The following is a 20,268-nucleotide window of genomic DNA, read 5'->3' on the forward strand; positions in this document are numbered from 1 at the left end:
TTTAGTTAAACTGAACTTAAATCGCATGATCCAGCTGGAACCGATGGACAAAAATAAAAAGTTTTGTCCAGCTTTCTTGATCCGTTAAATCATCGAAATAGAAATAGTTTTCACTTTTATAACGTTTTTCATAAAAATCGGAAATAATAATGTCCGCTGAATTCATATCCTCAACAACAGTGATGTTTTCACGACCAAATAAATTGTATAGCTGACTATGAATGTAGACACCGCCAAACATATTTTTTGAAAATTGAATATAGATTTTCAGAGGTGTTTGTTCAATTTGAGACAAAAAATAATAGATTAGACTGTGTGCCAGCGTTAAATGGAAAGGTGAAATCTCCTGATCTTTTAAAATAGGATTTTTAGCTAAGAATCGATTGAAAAATTCCTCTCCTTTAGTATAAAGTGTTGATTTTACAGTCTGCAGATTGGGATTTATAAACATAAATTCCTGCAAGTGAGATGAATCAAATCGAATGTATCGAACATTTGCAATATACAACGAAAAGAAATATAAAAGTTTGTATCTTAGATCGTTATAATTTGGCGAGCGTTTTATTTCAGGATATTCAATAATCAGCGCTGTAACTAATTGCTTACAGTAAAGAATTAAGTCGTTATTTACTTCAGCTAATTTCTGGCCAATCTTTATTTGAGTGTCATCCGTATCTCTGTAAGAACTAAAAATGCGACTCATAAAATTAAAAAATAATCCTTCAGATTCTAAACTTTCTTCATCGTGTATTTCAGGATAGCTTGTTTTTAGCAGACGAATCAGTGGTCCAGATAAGTCATTTTCTGATTGAAAAACTGCCATGACCTCTTTAAGTGATTCATGAAGAGCCAGCCTTTTTGCTTCAGAGGGGTATAACTGATGAATAACAGCTAATGAATGTAAGAACTTTGATTGTTTTGCAGCGGAGGAGTCAAAGAAAGCACGAAACTCTTGTTCTGTAAAACAGGAAAACAGTTCATCAATTGAAATATTTTGAAACAGCCAATCAATTCCTTGAGTGACGTTCCAAAAAAAATAGGTTTCAAACAATCGGATATTTTCATTACTGCCGGAAATACTGATATTATCGAGATTTATTGAGTAATCAATCTTTATAAAGAACGGCTTTAAAAACTGATTTGCATCTAAAAGTAGCTTATAAAGATACGGCAAACTAATGGAAAGACAAGTGGCTAAATCATGGATGCTTCGGATGGAATTCGAGAAAATTTTCTCGAATAATTGAAATTGTAGTGAATCCAGATGATAGCTAAAATTCATCTTTTTTAAAACATACTGACCATTAAAAGGTGTAGGATTATGAAAAAAATAACCATCATCCTCAATTATTTGAATTTGATTGAATTCTTTTACACTTTTCAAGTCTTCATTCATGGAATGAGTGTATCGCTTTAAGGTTGATAATGAAATATTGAATTTGGAAAGGATACGCTCTCTATGAACAGGTGCAGTTTGTGCAACAAGATACTTCAACAGAGCTAATTTTCCTACTTCACGTTTGTTTAAAATCATTTTTAATGCATTCCTCTCCCCGAATAAGAATAAAGATACCATGAGTTGTTTAATATGAAAAGCAGATGTTGATATTATGAAATGAATAAATTCAAGTTCTAATCAAATTTTAAATGGAATCATTCTTATTTTTGAATGAATATTTATTAAAATTCACTATATTTTTTCGGAAATATGGTTTAAATGCATATCTGGGAGTGAAGAGGGCTTTCCTGTATTATTTATGGAATTAATTTTGAGTCAAAATATGATATAAGAGCTTGTTTTGCAATAAAAATACTTATTTTTTTTGTGAATATTCTTATTTTTGTCGACGGAATAAACCAAATGGAATAAATTCATTTTTTTTCTTGAAATAAACTATAGTCAAAAAAGAAAATAGGGGTATCTATACTTTCATCAAAGGAATTGATAGGCTGTTGACTGTAGATTACGTTTACGAATCATCTTCTTTTTTGGGGACTGAGTGATTAAATTCTAGAGATGCGACGTTGAAATCCATGGATGCATCTTTTATATCACCAGAGGAAGAGAGGAAACAATGTAATTTATGGATAAGGGGAGGAAGCTTGGAAAGACGTCCATTTTTCTAAACAGATTAGCTGTTGAAGGATACAACATCATGTAAAGAAGTCTGGATAGTAATCAACTGAATATGGAGGGATAAAAGGAGGTTGGCAAATGGAGAAACACGTAGTTCGGTGGACGCTTATAGGGGGAAGATTGCTGCTAATTCTTCTAATTGGTTTTAGTACTCTCTATGCACAAGCGAGCACACGAACGTTGGCAGATGCGAGCAGTCGAGCAGGAATTACTTTTAAAAAAGGTTCTGGCCAGGATAATTCGCACCTTGTTGATGGGGAATGGTCATCACCGTCTAACAATGAGAATCATAATAATTCAAAAAAAAGATTGCCTCAAACAGGAGAAGAAAAATCAAGCAATCTAGGTTTTTTTGGAATATTTCTTCTCCTACTGCTGTCTGTATGGTTGGTAATAAATAGAAAAAGAAATGAGAGAGAAAAATGAAAAAAACAAATAAATTATTAGTAAACGCGTTACTTTCAACGGTTTTATTAGCATTAAGTGTGCCAGCTTTGGCAGATACTTCTGATGGAATTGTTGAATTAACTCCAGGAACCAGTAATCCAAATGGTCCTTTAGCATTGAACGAAGTACCTGGTTTTGATTTTGGAAGCAACGAGATACAGGCAACAGAACAAACATATACGACAAATGCAGATGCACTACTTTCTGTTGCTGATACACGTGGAACTGGAAGCGGCTGGAATGTTACCGCAAATATTACCGATTTTTCCGATGGTACGCATCAACTGACGGGGGCGGAATTCACTTTGCCAGCAGTTGTTCCGGTTACCTCAGGGAATGCGACGAAGCCAGCTGATGGGGTAGCGACCGTGTTAAACTCTGTTGACCAGCCGATTTTAAATGCTCAGGCGGGAGAAGGTTTAGGGCAATGGGATTCGCAGTATGATAATGCTCAGTTAAAAGTTCCAAGTGGAAACTATGCCGGTGCATATACAGCGACCATTGAATGGACTTTGACAGATGGACCTAATCCATAATCATTTAAAAAAAGGAGAAAAGTAAATGAAATTTGTTCAATATACAGCGATTAGTTTAATTACAATGAGTACAGTGTTTGCGTTAGGAACGACAGTTTCGGCTGCTACGACACCAAGTACTGCCTCTTCAAAAAACCATGTTGAGTTTCAGGGAGGAAACACAGATCCAACTGATCCCGTTGATCCGACCGATCCCGATAATCCGAATCCACCAATCGATCCAGTTGACCCTACTAATCCGGGAACAGGAAATCCTGGACCACTATCTTTAGATTTTGTTTCAAACATTGAATTTGGTACACATGATATTTCTACTAAAACAGAAACTTATCACGCATTAAATGAAAATCCATATGTTCAGGTGACAGATAAAACTGGTCAAGGTCAGGGTTGGAATTTAGTTGCTACAGCTTCTGAATTTAAAGATAGTACAGGATCAAAAGTCTTAAAGGGAGCCGAATTGACTTTTTTAAACGGTCAGACAAATACAAATATAGCAAATGTGTCTGCAGCTCCAACTGCGCAGCAAAGTGTATCATTTACGAATCAATCCGCACAGCCTATTATGAATGCTCAAGTAGGGGAAGGAAAGGGAACATGGGTTGATGTTTGGTCAGGCACAGCTAATGACAATGCTAACGTTTTATTAAAAGTGTTGCCAGGTTCTGCAGATGAGACCTCTTATACTGCCACTATTGATTGGACACTAACAGTAGCACCTTAATGTATGATGGAATGCTGAGATAAATATATTTTTATCACTTATCTTGGCATTTCTTTTTTATGATGTAACTAAGGAGTAAGAAATTTGAAAAAAAAATATATCATTTTTGGAATGACTCTTTTTTCCCTTCTGACATTCAGTAAAACTGGTTTTGCGGAGAAAATGGATTTTGGTGTCCAAACGATTCCTTCAGAAAATCAGATTGATAAAACAAAATCATACTTTGATTTACGAGTGAAGCCAGGAGAAAAACAAACGATCAGTCTTTCTTTATCGAACTCATCAGATAAAGAGATAACCGTAGCTATTGAGACCAATACGGCCGTAACGAATCGAAATGGAATAATCGATTATAAACAATCCGATGTAAAAGCTGATAACACGCTGACGTATGAATTTTCAGATTTAATATCAGGAGAAAAAAAGATTGTCCTTCCAGCAAAAAAGACAAAAAAAGTCGATTTTCAGTTGAATATACCCAAAAAAGAATTTGATGGGACTATTTTGGGTGGGATTTATATGAAGAAAATTGAAACAGAGCAAGAGAAAGAAAAGCAAAAGAATGTTCAAATTAAAAATGAATACTCCGTAGCGGTAGGCGTTGAACTTTCAGAAAATGATAATAAAGTAAAGTCAGAGCTCACTTTGAACGATGTCCATCCAGATTTAGAAAATTATCGAACTGCAGTCACAGCAAATATTCAAAATACTCAGCCTAAGCTTGAAGGAAAAATGAAAGTGGTTGCTCAAATCACAAAAAAAGGTCAGAAAAAAGTCATCCATTCTACAGAAAAAGAGAATATGAAGATGGCACCTAATTCTAATTTTGATTTTCCAATTAGCTGGGATAATGAGCCATTGGAGCCTGGAGTATATACAGTAAATTTGGCTATTCAGACAAACAATGGAAAATGGCAACTGACAAAGGACTTTGAAATTAAAGCTTCTGAGTCAAAAGCCTTAAATAGTGAGGCAGTAGAGTTAAAAAAGGATAATCAGTTCGTTTACATCGTTGTAGGGAGTCTTTTAGTTGTGATTATTTTAGTTCTTCTTTTTCTACTCTCAAAAAAAAAGAAAGCATGAATGAAATAAGTTTAATGAATTTAGCAAATGAAATAAAGGAGGTAAAAGGGTGAAAAAGATGATATTGCTACTTGGACTAGCAGGTCTATTTATCATTGTTTTCGGACAAACAATATCTGTAGATGCTACGAATGAAAGCTCTCCTCCACCACACATTGAATTGACGAATATTTTTCAACTACCCGCAGGATCTAATAGCCAGCTTATTCCAACTGCGGATGGGGATATTGTACAATTGACAGACACTTTAAAAAATCAAAATGGTGCCATTTGGTCTACGCCTAATAATATGATGGACTTAACAAAAGATTTTGAATCCTCTATGTATATTTATTTTGGGGATCAAGGTACGAGTGCCGCTGATGGAATGGCATTTGTTATGCAAAATGACCCCTCAGGTCCTAATAAAATTGTTCAAGGCGATGGGGCGCAGCTAGGTGTTTGGGATTCCAGTAGTTATGGAGTTTGGGATAAAGGAATAAAAAATAGTTTTGCTGTTGAATTTGATACGCATGATAATGCCAATGGAGGATTTGATACTGATGTTTCAGGAGATGATCATGTGGCGTGGAATTTTCCTGGCGATCGGTCAATGTATCATGATTATACAGATGTTGGAGATTGGTTCAAAAAGAAACGTTATATGGATCACCGCAATACACAATACCCGGGAGAATTGTCAACAGACAAATGGATTCCATTCAATATTAAATGGTCTTCGCAAAGTCAAACATTGACCTATCAGTTTAATAATATGGCGCCAGTTGCAGTTTCAATTGATACTCAAAATGTTTTTAAATCTACGAAAGTGTATTGGGGATTTACCGGTTCAACAGGTGCTCAAATTGAAATGAACCGGATGGTATTTGAAACGGTTCCTGGTTTAGTGAATGCTTCATTAGTGGAGACAATTGTTGACGATGCGGGAAACAGTGTAGAGCAAACAACTGTCAATAGTGGGCAAACACTCACTTATAGAGTGGAAGGAAGCTATCTTTCTGGTAAACAGGAGTGGAAGGATGTATTGGCTAATTTACAAATTTCAGGGAATGTCACATATGTTCCAGGAAGCTTAAAAGGAAAATCAACAGGAAACGTTGAGGTACCACTACCAGATTCTTCATGGAATGGAAATCAGCTTCAAGTGAATATGGGGACATTGAACGCAACTGAAAATCTTGCGTATTTGACATTCAAAGTGAAAGTAAATCCAGTATCCGCCCTAGCTCAAGTAAGTGAAAATAGTGTCTATGCTGGGAAAAATCATATTGAGGCAAGTAATTTTGTCAATTATTCGATTGCAGCAAACACGGCACCAGAATTGACTTTAGATAATTCGGGAACTACACAAACGAATCTTTTGGGGAACGATTATACACTTACTGGAAAATGGAAAGATTTAGATGGAACAAAAGGTGAACTTCACTATCTTGTGAATGGAAAAGAGAGTCTGGAAAACGCCGATACAGTAACTGCTGATACGTGGACTGCATACTCCCACACTATTTCTGCTTCTGATTTGGTGTTAGGGAAAAATACGGTTGAAGTTTACGTGATAGATAGCCACGGTGCTGAATCTGCGCATACCCAATTAACCATTCAAGTAAAAGCAGCGCCAGAGCTTACAGTTGATGATGAAGGAAAAACGATAAAGCTTGAATATGGGGTTCCTTATTCTTTGAAGGGTACGTGGTCAGATAAAGATAGTCCGACTGCAGAATTTTATTATGAAATTGATGGGCAGGTAGTGGGACCTATTAAGGAACAAAATCCTGTGTTGGGAGCTGACAACCCATATACACATGAGATAGATGGCAAATACCTTACAATTGGGCTGCATAAAGTGACTGTCTATATTATTGATCCAGATAAAAACAAATCGACAAGGAAGACACTTACTATTGAAGTAAATGGAACGTTGTCATTTACAAACGTCGCTTCAAAGGTTAGCTTTCAAACAACTGAGGTTCCACTAAAAGAAAAGATGGTTGCTCGAAATAAGGATTGGGACATTCGAGTAAAAGATACACGCGGTGTTGGGGGAAACTGGCATGTTGATTTGACGTTGGACCATAGCTTCAGTGATGGGGGAACTTCAGCCAACAACTTAAATGAAGGACTAATTTACAGAAAAGGAACTTCAAATACTGACATACTACCTGGTGTTTCAGAAACTGTGTTTACTAATACCACAACAAATACTTCAGAAGTACCTGTAACATGGAAAGATAATGAAGGAATTCTACTGTTAGTCAATTCAGCAGATTACGCGGGCGTTTATACAGGGACACTCAATTGGACACTTGTTGATGGACCGTAGCTATGTCGAGGAAACAAAGACATAAGGGCGAAATGGATAGGGAGACCTTCAATTCTTAGAATGTTTCGCTTTTAGAGATTTTGGAGAGTGAAACGGAAGATGGGCACCTCCTTTTCTTGTCTTTAATAAGAGCTAAGGAAGCTAGGACAGAACTTTTGGAGTGATGTCTTGGCTTCTTATTTTAAAAGTCAACCGTTTTGGCTAACCAACTTTTGGTAGGATATCCATTCAATTGTGAAAATCATATTTTTTTATTTCAATGTTATAATGTAAAAATACAGATGGGGAAGGACTCAGATGAATGACAGAAGCCAGTAAGTTGAAACAGTATAAAAAAATGGATGTTTTAAAAGCAACAGAGCAACGTCTTACTTATATTTTTACTGAGTTTAATCACGTTTATTTTTCCCTAAGTGGTGGGAAAGATAGTGGCTTAATGGTGCAGATTGCGAATAGAGTTGCAAAGAAGATGGGGAAAAAATTTGACTTATTTATTTTGGACATTGAAGCAAATTACACAAGTACGGTCAAGTTCATAGAGAGAATGAAACGATTGTCTAATGTGGAGAATGTCTATCATTTTTGTCTTCCTTTTTTTGAAGATAACAATGTCAGTATTTTTCAACCCCAATGGATGATGTGGAATCCTCAAGAAGAAGAGAAATGGATTCAAGCGATGCCAAAAGATGCAATCAAAGAGTCGGACATAGATGGAGAATTACGTGATATTTTCTATAAAAGCAACGGAAATCCTGATAGATTTATGCGTTACTTTATCTATTGGTATCATCAACAGAAAAATTTTGAACCAGTAGCTTGTGGAATCGGCATTCGTGCAGAAGAAAGCATTCATCGACTTTCAAGTATCCTGTCAAAAAGAAATAAATATCATAAAATAAGCTGGATAAAACGATTTTTTGATGATACCTACAACTTCTATCCAATTTACGATTGGAAAGTCGAAGATGTTTGGGGAGCAGTTGCTCAATTGGATCTGGATTTTAATCAGTTTTATGAGCAGTCTTACAAAATGGGGATTGCTTTTCAACATATGAGAATTTGTCAGCCTTATGGTTTACAGCAGCGTAAAAGTCTAAGTCAGTTTGCAGTAATCGAACCAGAGCTATGGCAAAAAGTAGTCAATCGGGTGAGTGGTGCTGATTTTGGGCGATTTTATTCAAAAACCTCTCTACTTGGTCATCATCAATCAAGCAAACCCAAACATTTAACATGGCAAGAATATGCCATTTACCTTTTAGAAACCATTGGGCTGACCAGTACAGGGCTTCGAGATCATTATTATCGGAAAATTAAAATTCTAATGGATTATTACCAGAAAAACTATGGAATTACTCCGGATGATATGCCAGATGAATCAACTCGAAAAGAATGGCTGGCAGATGAAAAACTGTGGCATGATTGGAAAGGAATCGCACGAGCACTGGAGAAAAATGATTATGCATTAACGACTCGTGATTATGCATTAACAAAAGAAGACGAAAAAGAATTGTATAAACTGTATTTTCAGTTTCAAGAAGTTACTGGAATTGATGAACTAGAAGGAAAAGTATATCAGAAAATTAAACAAAAATTACTGAGGAGTGAAAGTGACTGATGAAGAATACCTGGTATTTGTTTAAAGAGCCATATGATAAGACAATCTTTTATAGTAAAATGGCGGCATATTTTGCAGAAAGAACCTATCGTACACAATTTCCGTATCTTATTAATTCTCCAGAGACTTCTTGGTTCGTTATTGAAGATGAACATAAAAAAGTTATCGGGTTTTCCTCGTTTGAAGAAAAGAGAAGGGGAGTCGAGATTGGGGATGTTTACGTTTTAAATGATGAGGCATTATGGAAAAAGCTTGTGTCTAAAACCATTCGTGAGGCGAAAAAACTAAACAAGCCACTATTATTTACAGCAGTGAAGACAAAAGAAGAGGCCTCTTTTTTTCAATATAAGGGATTTAAAGTTCAACGTTTTTCAAAAAATTATTTATATTTAGAAATGAAGGTGCCTGTCATTGAATGAAGGGATAAAGTTTCCTGTGATGCACCCAATGATGGTGCCCGTTGATCAAATTAGTGCGAATGGGTACAATCCAAATCAAATGGCACAAAATGAGCGTAAACTTCTTGAACGTTCAATAAGCGAAGATGGCTTTACCCAGCCGATTGTTTGTTACTATGACAAGATTAAAGATATCTATTTGATTGTGGATGGATTTCACCGATATACTGTTGGAAAAACAAAATTTAAGCTGAGTCATCTTCCAGTCGTATTGATTGAAAAAGAAATTGAAAATCGGATGGCCAGCACTATTCGTCACAACCGTGCAAGAGGGGTACATCAAATTGATAAACTGGCTTCTATAGTGTTGATGCTGTCAAATAAAGGGTGGTCAGATAAAAAAATATCAGATCATTTAGGTATGGAGACAGAAGAAATCATGCGCCTAAAGCAGTCTACTGGATTAAAAGAAGCATTTATTAATCATGAATTTAGTAAGTCATGGGATGTATTTGAAGCAAAATATTATCCGAATACTTAGTGACTAACTAGCGTGGAAAGTGAATTCATCTTTTAGTTTAGTAGCAATTCTTCCTGTTAATAGGAGGCTTAGCTTTTAGTAAGCTGAGTTTTTTAGAACTACATGAAAAAAACAGGAGACAATGGATCACCTGAAAATTTGTAATCTACTCTACTATAAAAGTTTGTCAAATTTTTCAAAAAATCAAATAAAGAAAATATAAGTTTAAAAAAAGATTTTTTAAAAGAATTATTTTGAAAAGAGATATATCGGAGGGAACCTATTCTTATTAAATGTTCTTTTTCCGTTTATATAGATCAGGGATGAAAAAAATGAAACTAGCAGGGGAATTAAGTAGTGTTTATCAGATAAATATGGATTGAAAGGATGGTGTCGTAAAAAGTGAAGAGGTAGTGGGAAAGAAAAAAAACTAAATAAAGCACATAGTTATTTGAAATAATCAGATAAAATTCATCAAGAAACTATTTCAGAATTCAAAGAAATAGTTTATTCTTTTTCTGCAGAAAATACGGTTGTTATTTATGGTGGTTTTTCTTGGAAGAAAGTATTCCAAGAAAAAAATGAATCGATTTTCCATCTTTTTGATGTATCTAATAAAAAGAATTAGATTAGAATAACTACAAAGACTCACTCATATCAAATTATAATGCATGTTATTTCTAGTGTCAAAGGTTTAAGACCAAAAAAATGTTTTTTTTAGGAGAAAGTGCATAGATATGAGACAAGAATGTTTTCATCTCATTGGTATTCCAGAGAGAAGATTCGTACGTATGGTTTTTTTAAGCCGTCTATTGAGCCGTCAAAATAGAAGGGATTGGATAATTTGCCACGTAGAGGAGAAAATATTTATAAACGAAAAGATGGCCGTTGGGAAGGTCGATACATTAAAAAGCGTCATGTTAATGGAGACATCCAATATGGCTACATCTATGGTTATACATATCGAGTGGTCAGAGAAAAATTGCTCGAAAAAAAAATAGAGATAAGACAAACGAGCGAGTGTACTACTTATGAGGGAACAATTGAACAATGGATTGAATCATGGCTAGCTGGTGCATTTTCAAAACAAGTGAAGCCTTCTACACTCGCTAGCTACCAATACAAATTACGAAGGTATGTTATTTCAAATATAGGAAATGTCAAGCTGAATCAATTGAATGCAACGATGATACAAACACTCGTTGATACTTTAGTAGAAGATCAACTATCAGTTACTTCTATTCGTTTAGTGGTTCAAATTTTTAAACGTTCGTTAAAAGATGCGATGCTGCAAAGAGGAATCAATAATGAATTGTTCGAGAATATCAATTTTCCAACATCTGTTTCAAAGACAATTCCTGCTTTAACCTCACAAGAACAAAAGCGACTAGAAAAAGCAGCAGAAGAATCAAGTCTTGGCTTGCCAATATTGATAGCATTACACACAGGTATGAGAATCGGCGAGATAAGTGCATTGAGATGGGAGGCTATTGATTTTGAGGCTAAAGAGCTTTCTGTGGAGCAGACTCTTCAAAGAATTCCGTTACCAAATAATGAGGGGAAAACGAAGGTGGTTATTGGTTCAACAAAAAGTTCATCTTCTCACCGAGTAATTCCGCTGAATAAAAAGATAATGAGTCATTTAAAAAAAGCAAGAAAAGAAGCAACAAGTGAGTATGTTGTTGGAGAAAATGGCCATTACTTAGAACCGCGAACGATCACCTATCGCTTTAAGAAAATTCTTTCATCAAATAATTTAACGATGATCCATTTCCATCAGCTGCGGCACACCTTTGCTACTCGCTTATTAGAGCTTGGTGCGGATGTTGCTTCAGTTAGTGCCTTACTTGGACATCATTCAATAAAAATGACATTAGATATTTATATTACGTCACAAATGTCGCAAAGAAAGAAGTGGATTAATCAGTTAGTCTAGACAAAAATGAGTGTGCTTCTATGAAGGACATTCTGAGTAAAAATAACTTTAGTTATCGACGCTTGTTTTAAAAAGTCAAAGTAATAGACCGTCAAACAAGCCGTCAAAACATTTTTATAAGCTACTCTCACAAGTAAAATAGCTCCCTTTTCTTGGAATACTTTCTTCTAAGAAAAAGGAGCCTTTTTTCCCTTCTTTAAAAACAACCTAAAAACCAATGTTAGACGTACTGATATTGAGCCTTTTTTAGTGTGTGTAAATATCTTTATAGAATGATTATAACGCTTATTCATAAAAAACACTCAAAAAAGTAATTGAATTTTTTGTGAATTATTTGAAACAGAAAATAAGTTTATTACTTTGTTTCTTTATGAATGGAGCAACTTGCTTATCAGTGTGAAAGGAGGCTGTATGATCGTTTACAATTTTTAAAAGTTTAAGAGTGTAAAAAATAGGAGGAAATAAGAATGAAAAAAATGAAAATTGCAGCACTATCAACATTGTTAGTAAGTACAGTTGTATTGTCAGGTGGGTTATCAGCATTTGCTGATTCAACTTACTCAACACCAGGTCATGTCACTTTGACAGAAAATGATGAGCCAACAGGTCCAGTTGATCCAACAGACCCAACAAAACCAATTGTAGATCCAGAAGAAGAAGGCGGAAAAGAAACTGGAAACCAAGGACCTTTATCTCTTGATATAGCACCAAAATCATTTGATTTCGGTACACAAAAAATGTATACAGCTGAACATACATACCAAGCAGTCAATACTGCAGATGCAACTGCAGGAATTACAAACCAATACCTACAAGTAACAGATAACCGTGATGCTGATACATTTGGTTGGGTTATTACAGTGAAACAAGATCGCTATTTAACAGATGATACAAAAGGAAATACATTGACAGGTTCTATCATCAATATTCCAGCTGGAGAAGCACGTAATAACTTAGCTGCTGATCCGACTGCGGTAGATGCAAAATTAAAAACGTCAGCAGTAGCAATTGACCTAACAGAACAACGAGTATTTGAAGCACCGGAATCTGTAAAAGCAGGTAAAGGAACAAGTACATCACTATGGTCAGCAGCAGATGTCAGCTTAACGATTCCTGCAAATGTTGCAAAAGCGGGAGACTATACAAACAATGTTGTATGGACATTGACTGCAGAAGTTGGCAAATAAAAACAAAAATATAACTAAAGTTATCGAAGGAGAAAAAAATGAAAAAAACAAGTTTATTATTTAGTGCAGCAATTTTAAGCTCTCTATTCTTAGGAACAGGATCTGCTTTTGCTGTTGCAGACGGACCTGGATCACCTGATGTTCCAGCTCATGGTGAAGGATCTATTGGATTTACAGAAAATACAGGACCAACTGGACCAGTAGACCCAACAGACCCAAGTAAACCAGACCCAACAGGACCAGATGGCGAGAACGAAAATACAGATGCAGATGGACCATTATCACTAGATGTGTACCCATCAAAATTTGAATTTGGTTTAGCAAATCCAGTAGATATGAAAGAAAATACATATGCTTCTTCTGTCACAGGAAATCATTTCTTACAAGTAACGGATAACCGCAGTGATGCAGACGGTTGGTCAGTGACGGTTGCTCGTTCAGAATTTAAATTAGATGGCGGAACAGATGAACTAACTGGTTCTATTTTCACATTACCTCTTGCTACAGCAGTTGGACGTAATGCTTTGTCTGCTATTCCTGTGGATGCAGATTCAACTTTAACGACTGCGGGTGTTGACACAGCTATTCCTGTTGGTGATGGAAATGCAGTGACAATCTTTGGAGCAGATGGAACGGCAAATGTTGGGAAATCAACAAGTACGTATACTTGGGATGCAGCAAAAGAAACATTGACTGTGAAACAAAACACCGCAAAAAAAGGAACCTTCAAATCAACAGTTAACTGGACAATTACTGCAACACCAGCTTCATAATTAGTAATAAAATCCCTCCATCTTTTTAGGTGGAGGAATAAATTAGGGAAGATATTCAGGAGGAATACAAATGAAAAAAACAAGTTTATTATTTAGCGCAGTACTATTAGGCTCATTAGCTGTAGGAACGGGATCAGCATATGCTGCAGGAATTGGGACGGCTGCAGATCCTGCACAAGGTACTGCAACAATTCTATTTAAAGACAATGATTCTACAACAGGTCCAGTAGATCCAACAGATCCAACAAAACCTAATCCAGAAACGCTACCAGATGATGAAAATGACAAAACAGATGCACCTGGTCCATTGTCATTAGATGTGTATCCAGCATTCTTTAGTTTCGGCGAACAAATGGTTGATTTAGCAGGTGGTACTTATGATTCAGTAAAAACTGGTACACACTATGTGCAAGTAACCGACAACCGCGACGATTTAGGTGGTTGGACTGTATCCATGAAACGTACAGAATTTGAAAATGCATCAGGAAACAAACTAACAGGTTCTGGTTTATATATCCCTGCAGGAACAGCTAGAAATACATTAGTTGCAGATCCAACTGTAGCAGATTCTAATGCAAAACTTGGTTTAGCTGAAGGAACCGGCGACTTTTCTGGTATGTACGCAATTGGTTTAACTGAATCAAAATTATTCGGTTACGGCAATGATGTACCAAAATTGGTAGGTAAAGGAACCACCGCTTATTCTTGGGATGCATCTGCTGAAAAACTACATGTACCAGCAGGAGTAGCTAAAAAAGGAACCTTCACATCAACTATTGACTGGACTTTAACTGCAGACGTAATGAACTAAGAAACTAACTTAAAGGATGAGATACTGTATGACTAGAATCGGATGGAAGAAAAAATTAGTGGCGCTTGGATTAACCGTTTTATGTCTTGGGGGCATGAGGGGTCCTATTGCGTATGGAGACAATGACGACAATACTTCAGCAAATACAGGTGTTGGTTATAGTGTTCAAAAAGTAGACCCAGGAAATGAAGTCAACGATGCCAGTTCTTTTTATGATTTAGCCGTGAAGCCTGGAGAAAAACGAACAATTAAAGCGAAGCTAGTGAATCCTTCCGATGAAGAAATCACTATCGAATCAAAGCTCTATACAGCTTCGACTAATCAAAATGGGGAAATCAGTTATTCATCACAACCTGATGAGTTTGATGATAGTTTGAAAATAAAGTTGACAGATATTGGCGAAATTACATCCTCAGATGTGAAGGCAACCTTGAAACCAAATTCAGATAAAACAATTTCTGCAACAATTCAAGTACCAAAGGATGCAAAAGATGGGGTGATTCTTGGGTCTTGGTATTTTGAAAAACTAGGTCAAGGAGAAGCTGATAAAGACGATAAAGGGATTGTCATCAAGAATAAGTACAGTTATGCTATGGCAATCAAACTCACTGTCAATAAAGAAATTGAGACACCTAATTTAAATTTACTGAGTGTAACCACTGGATTAAACAATTATCGAAAGGTCATTAATGCGAATATCCAAAATGATCAACCGGCAGTTGTTTCTAATCTAAGTATGACCGCGCAAGTTATGAAAAAAGGACAATTTGATGTCTTATATGAAAATAGTGCAGAGAGTATGATCATGGCGCCAAATTCTAATTTTCCATTTCCAGTTTTTCTTGGGGAAGAACAATTAAAGGCTGGAGATTATACGCTGAAGATGACTGCAAAAGCAGTGGATCCTAAATGGGAAGCGAAGACGTGGGAATGGACACAAGATTTCACGATTACGTCTGAAGAAGCAAGAAAATTAAATGAAGAGGCCATCAATGATCCTCATCAGGAAACGCAATGGTGGCTTTACGCTTTGATTGGCTTAGGTATTGTACTTATTCTCGGTCTCCTTCTCTTTTTACTTTTAAAAAGACGAAAGAGAAAACAGCGAGAAAAGGAAGAAGCAGAGCGCAGAAGAAGGAAAAAAGCTAAACAAAAAAAGGCAAGACAAAAAAAAGAGAAATTGAAAAGAGAAGAAACTAAATCATAGAAAGGAAAGAGAACATGAAAAATAAACTTTCTTTGATCATTGGTGTGTTACTCGGGTGTATGTTGCTATTTACTGCACCTACAGGATACGCCGATGATGTTTCTTCTGTTGGAACAACACAAGGATCAGTCATTCTAAGTGGCTGGGGAGATATTCCCAAGCCTAAGCCTAATAAGCCAGAAGGACCACAAGGAAATTCAAGCTTAAAACCGAGTACAGGCGGGAAATACTTACCCAAAACTAATGAAAAGAAAAGCCAGTTACTTAGTAGTTTAGGATTGATTTGGTTAACAGTTCTCGGCTTGATCCTATTTGTATTTAAACGTAGAGAAAAAGAGGAAGAAGGTGAGCAACAGTGAAAATCAGAAAGTTAGTGAGAACGTTGGGTGTTTTCATACTATTAGGCCAACAGTTGATGGTAGGGACAAACGCCTTTTCAATAGAAACAACGGATTATTCCGATTCCCCACTGGAACTTACCGTCGAAGGAAATAAGGAATTGTCTCTTACTTCAAAGACTCAAACCGTTTCCGTAGACTTAAAAGATACTACCTCTTCTTCTGATACACCATCAGCTAAATTGCAAGAGCCTGTTTATGCCATCTGGTTTCCTGAGGGAGTCAGTTATGCTGGGACAAGTTCTCCAATTTCGGTAGAAACGTATCAAGATCATATTACCTTCCAATTTGTCAGTAACAAAGAAAAAGAAGCATCTTTCTCCTTTACGGCAAATACAGAAGAGAATCCAGATGAGCTTAAGCTACAAGCGACCCGATCCGGTGTCGGTCTGGATATACAATCAAATGATCTGCTACTGACCCCAGTAGAGGATATAACTACACAAACAACAGAAGAAAAGAGTACTGATTCGTCAGTAAAACAATCTGAGGAATCAGAAAAATCAGAAGACTTAAATGAAGAAACAGAGTCAAAAGAAACAAAAGAGGTTGATATTGCGCCAAAAGAACAAACAGCTCGTTCGTTACCAGAAGGCACAGTATTGGAAAATGGGATGGAAGTTTCCGATGATTTTGCCGATGGAATTACTGTAGATGAATATTTAGCACAATATACCTTTCCACACTTGCCTAAAACAGGTGTAACGGATGCTTATGAGTCTACAGAAGTGGATTTGCGCACATTTGCACCTAGTGAAATTGCGCTAGTTTATGACCGAGCTACATGGAATGCTGCCATTAGTAATTCTTCAATTAAAGCAATCAGTGTAGTCAAATCATTTGCAATGACTGCGGCTCAAAGTAACTCTGGCACTGCAAATCGTCAACTAGTCATTGAAGGTAATGGTATGTTAATCGACTTTAGGTCAACATTATCCCAAATAACTGGTGCAAATAATGTGGTCACCATTCAAAATCTAAATATGTATCATGCTAACTATTATGGTGCTGTCCGACCAACAGCTACTACTTCATTGCTTCAATTTCATAATTTAAATGACTACGGTTCGCAAATCATTAGTTCTCAAGGGCTGCCAGTAAAAATTTCTGGAGATTTTATTAGTCGATTCACGACAAGTAGCTACAAATCACCAATTGATGGAAGTAATGTGAATGCACAATATTTAGGACAACAGAATTTTGAATCATCAAATTTAGAATTTCTTGCCGATTCTGTATCAACACTGGAAACCTATAATGGTTCTAATATTGACTTGACTGCAGTTGGGGATGTAGTCGTATACGAAAACGCCAAGTTGAACTTGATTGCGGGAAATAAAGCAGCCGCAGCTGGAGAAGGTTCCAGCGGGTTTGCAATTAGTGCCCGTTATGCATCAAATTTCATCATGGAGAAAAATTCTGAAATTGACTATACCTACACTGATCCGGGAAATGGTAACCGTAATTCAAATGGTGCAGTTTACTTTAATGGAGCTGGAACATTTACTATGAGAGACGGAGCCAAAATGAATGTGACAAAAGATAGTCACTCAGGTTCTAGTGGGCTGATTAACTTTAATCAGGGAGGTACATTTAATCTAAGTAAAAGCAGTACAATTGATATGAATGTAACAGATGCATCCGCTGGGGCGGTAGCTGTTTATCTTCGTAGCTATCTATCAAATTACCCTGTATTTAATATTACTGACAACAGTCGAATGACAGTGAATATGAAATCAACAGGAACGGGAACAAACCCAATTATCGATGCGGGTGCTTATGCGACAGTGAATATTGATTCAGGTTCAACATTGGATATTCAAACTCAAGGATATAAGGGAAATATTATCAACTTGGGTGCGGGAAATGCTTCAAGAAAAACGTCATTTACTGTTGGTGCGGACGCAAAATTAAATGTCAATGCTCAAGGTAGAACAACCTCAACAACAGATGTAGTAAATGTAGGAAACTATGCTGCATTTAAGATTGTTCGTATGGGTTCGTTTAAGCTCTCTGCCAACATGGCACGTTATCTGTTTACGGTCGGTACCAACTCGACCTTCCAATTTTCCGATGCACTATTGGTTGACTTTGGCTACACGCAAGAGCCTGTTGCTGCAAGCGCATTGATCAATATGTCTGGTAACGCCGGGAAATTTTTAATAGATATTCAACGGGTGAAAGCTTGGAATCGATCGAATGTACCATTAAATGATGATACACCTACCTACGACTGGAATCCAATGTTTGGAATGGAAATTCCATATGCAGCAACTGCTGTAACCAGTGCAAACATCATCGGAAACTCAACAACAGTCGGTACTGCAGAGAGCTTTAAAAAGAACTTTAATACAGGACCGACAAATGGGTTCCAACGATTGTTATTTGAGTTTATTCCCGATGTTAAAGTGTTGATCGAAAACCAGCCAGTAGATGATCCAGCGAATGAAAATTCAAAGATTATCAAAGGGTTAACAAATGCAGGCGCCTATGTTCGAATTACAGATAAATCAGCAGCTGGTGCTGCGTATTCTTCATTCCCTGCCTCAAATAATACTGTAAGTGATCCCACAGTTGGTGGGTCTAACCCAAATTACACTGTAGTTGCTGATAGTCAAGGATACTTTGAATTTGAAGTACCAACATCTGCCAATGTACCGTTTATTGCAGGTTCAACCATTAGTGCCTATGCTTTCTTAAATGGGAAATCTGACTCGACAGATCCTATAGGTTCAACAGATGTACCAGAGGAAGAGTGGGACAAGGTTGTTAGTGATAAAACAGCACCAACAGCGACTGGAATAGAACAATCATTTGCAGTGGGAGATACGCTTCCAGAAGCAAAAACGTTTGTAAAAGACGCAGCAGACAGCAATCCTAATACGACAATTACTGCTTCTTACAAAGAAACAAATGACGTATTAAATGGGTATCTGTCAACAGTTGGTGATTATGATGTAACCATTATTTTGACGGATACAGCAGGAAATGCTTCGGAAGTTAGCGCAAAAATGCATGTCTTTGATACAACCGCAAAAATCGAAGGACAAGATATTGAGTTAAAAACTTCTGAAGTTGATTCAATAAGCCGTACAGAATTTGAAGAGCGAATGAAAACAGAGATTGATGCAACTGCTTATGCAATTGTGGATAGTCAATACAAAAATTTAGATGATAAAATTGTCTATGATTTTTCAAGGGTAATACAATCTGCAGGCGTATATACTGTTACACTAAGCGTACCAGCTTCTGAATCAGGTGGAATCAGTGTTCCTGTGAAAACTATAACTGTTACGATTAAGAGTAATGGTCCGACCGCTCCGGTAGATCCAGATAATCCACAAGAGGGAACCACTCCTCCTGAGGGAACAGAGAATCCTGGGACAAATGCGACAGGCGATTTGCGAATGGATTATGCACCATCAGCAATTACGTTTGGTACAGTTCCATTTGCCTATTCTGAAGAAACATATAATGCAACCAAGCCTAAGAACACAAATGGCGAAGAGATGACCAAACAATGGATTCAAATTTCTGATGATCGTACATCGTTAAATGGATGGTCTGTAAAGGTCAGTCAACCAGAGGAATTTAAAGATGCTCAAGGAAACAAAATTCTTGGAACAACGTTAACTATTCCAAAAGGGATTATCAATAACTCAATTGATGGAACGATTGATACAACCTCTGTGGATTCAAAAATGACCGCTAATTCTGTGGGATTAGGTGCAGGAGCCTCTGCGACACTCTTTGGTGCCAAGGATGCTGGAGCAGATAGTATCGGAAAGAAAATCAGTACCTATCAATGGGATCCTACTAAGGTGACATTGAACGTACCTGGTGGAAAAGCGAAAACCAATACTGCTTATGAAACAGAAATTAACTGGTCACTTGTAACTGAACCAACTCAATAGTGGGTAGAAAAAGTGTAAATAGTGATGAGTAAGAGACTGGGCAACTGCCCGGTCTCTTTATTTTTGTCTATTTTTGTTGCTGTAAAATAAATGAACTAGAGCGGAAATTATGTCGGATGTTGCTTTTGATGAATTGTTAATTAAGATTTTAGAAGAAACAGGCCCTATCAATTCTAAAAAAAGAGTAAAAATTCAATCTAGTTTTAAAAACTAGATTGAATAATTATAAAAACTTTGTTAAACTGTTATTGAAATTCAAATA

16 protein-coding genes are annotated in these 20,268 nt (G+C 36.5%); 15 read left to right on the forward strand and 1 reads right to left on the reverse strand.

Going from position 1 to position 20,268, the window contains the following annotated elements; genetic code table 11:
• Positions 1 to 16: 16 nt before the first annotated feature.
• Entirely contained in the window at positions 17 to 1,534 is a 1,518-nt protein-coding gene (locus I589_RS03445) for a helix-turn-helix domain-containing protein (protein ID WP_010769524.1), read from the reverse strand.
• A 681-nt stretch (positions 1,535 to 2,215) separates the two neighbouring features.
• On the opposite strand from I589_RS03445, the gene I589_RS03450 reads away from it, so the two are divergent.
• The 15 genes from I589_RS03450 (at position 2,216) to I589_RS03520 (ending at position 20,006) form a co-directional block, all read left to right on the forward strand.
• Positions 2,216 to 2,563 (forward strand): EF2685/EF0750 family sortase-dependent surface protein, encoded by a 348-nt coding sequence (locus I589_RS03450; protein WP_010769523.1) that lies wholly within the window; start codon positions 2,216 to 2,218, stop codon positions 2,561 to 2,563.
• On the forward strand, positions 2,560 to 3,120 hold the full coding sequence (locus tag I589_RS03455) for a WxL domain-containing protein (protein ID WP_010769522.1): 561 nt from the start codon (positions 2,560 to 2,562) through the stop codon (positions 3,118 to 3,120). The genes I589_RS03450 and I589_RS03455 overlap by 4 nt, the downstream gene beginning before the upstream one ends.
• Positions 3,121 to 3,145: 25 nt before the next feature.
• Positions 3,146 to 3,844 carry a WxL domain-containing protein gene (locus tag I589_RS03460; protein ID WP_010769521.1) on the forward strand — a complete coding sequence of 233 codons (699 nt, stop codon included), beginning with the start codon at positions 3,146 to 3,148 and terminating at the stop codon, positions 3,842 to 3,844.
• Between the two features lie 84 nt (positions 3,845 to 3,928).
• Entirely contained in the window at positions 3,929 to 4,927 is a 999-nt protein-coding gene (locus I589_RS03465) for a WxLIP family cell surface protein (RefSeq protein WP_010769520.1), read from the forward strand.
• Positions 4,928 to 4,985: 58 nt separating this feature from the next.
• Entirely contained in the window at positions 4,986 to 7,247 is a 2,262-nt protein-coding gene (locus tag I589_RS03470) for a lectin-like domain-containing protein (protein WP_245561672.1), read from the forward strand.
• A 301-nt stretch (positions 7,248 to 7,548) separates the two neighbouring features.
• A complete protein-coding gene (locus I589_RS03475) occupies positions 7,549 to 8,862 on the forward strand; it encodes a DUF3440 domain-containing protein (RefSeq protein ID WP_010769518.1) in 1,314 nt (437 codons plus the stop codon).
• Positions 8,862 to 9,281: a hypothetical protein gene (locus I589_RS03480; RefSeq protein WP_010769517.1), complete on the forward strand. Its 420-nt coding sequence runs from the start codon at positions 8,862 to 8,864 to the stop codon at positions 9,279 to 9,281. The genes I589_RS03475 and I589_RS03480 overlap by 1 nt, the downstream gene beginning before the upstream one ends.
• Positions 9,274 to 9,801: an IbrB-like domain-containing protein gene (locus tag I589_RS03485; RefSeq protein WP_010769516.1), complete on the forward strand. Its 528-nt coding sequence runs from the start codon at positions 9,274 to 9,276 to the stop codon at positions 9,799 to 9,801. The genes I589_RS03480 and I589_RS03485 overlap by 8 nt, the downstream gene beginning before the upstream one ends.
• Before the next feature lie 823 nt (positions 9,802 to 10,624).
• A complete protein-coding gene (locus tag I589_RS03490) occupies positions 10,625 to 11,716 on the forward strand; it encodes a tyrosine-type recombinase/integrase (RefSeq protein WP_010769515.1) in 1,092 nt (363 codons plus the stop codon).
• Between the two features lie 467 nt (positions 11,717 to 12,183).
• The gene (locus I589_RS03495) at positions 12,184 to 12,903 is read left to right on the forward strand and encodes a WxL domain-containing protein (RefSeq protein WP_010769514.1); all 720 of its coding nucleotides are present in this window, start codon (positions 12,184 to 12,186) and stop codon (positions 12,901 to 12,903) included.
• A 38-nt stretch (positions 12,904 to 12,941) separates the two neighbouring features.
• On the forward strand, positions 12,942 to 13,676 hold the full coding sequence (locus I589_RS03500; RefSeq protein ID WP_010769513.1) for a WxL domain-containing protein: 735 nt from the start codon (positions 12,942 to 12,944) through the stop codon (positions 13,674 to 13,676).
• Between the two features lie 70 nt (positions 13,677 to 13,746).
• Positions 13,747 to 14,487, forward strand: coding sequence for a WxL domain-containing protein (locus tag I589_RS03505; RefSeq protein ID WP_010769512.1), 741 nt, complete (start codon positions 13,747 to 13,749; stop codon positions 14,485 to 14,487).
• 28 nt (positions 14,488 to 14,515) lie between these two features.
• On the forward strand, positions 14,516 to 15,694 hold the full coding sequence (locus tag I589_RS03510) for a WxLIP family cell surface protein (protein ID WP_010769511.1): 1,179 nt from the start codon (positions 14,516 to 14,518) through the stop codon (positions 15,692 to 15,694).
• A gap of 14 nt (positions 15,695 to 15,708) precedes the next feature.
• Positions 15,709 to 16,053: an EF2685/EF0750 family sortase-dependent surface protein gene (locus I589_RS03515; RefSeq protein WP_010769510.1), complete on the forward strand. Its 345-nt coding sequence runs from the start codon at positions 15,709 to 15,711 to the stop codon at positions 16,051 to 16,053.
• The gene (locus I589_RS03520; RefSeq protein ID WP_010769509.1) at positions 16,050 to 20,006 is read left to right on the forward strand and encodes a WxL domain-containing protein; all 3,957 of its coding nucleotides are present in this window, start codon (positions 16,050 to 16,052) and stop codon (positions 20,004 to 20,006) included. Before I589_RS03515 ends, I589_RS03520 begins: the two co-directional genes overlap by 4 nt.
• The last annotated feature ends 262 nt before the right edge of the window (positions 20,007 to 20,268 follow it).

Source organism: Enterococcus phoeniculicola ATCC BAA-412 (genome assembly GCF_000407505.1).
Lineage (GTDB): Bacteria > Bacillota > Bacilli > Lactobacillales > Enterococcaceae > Enterococcus_K > Enterococcus_K phoeniculicola.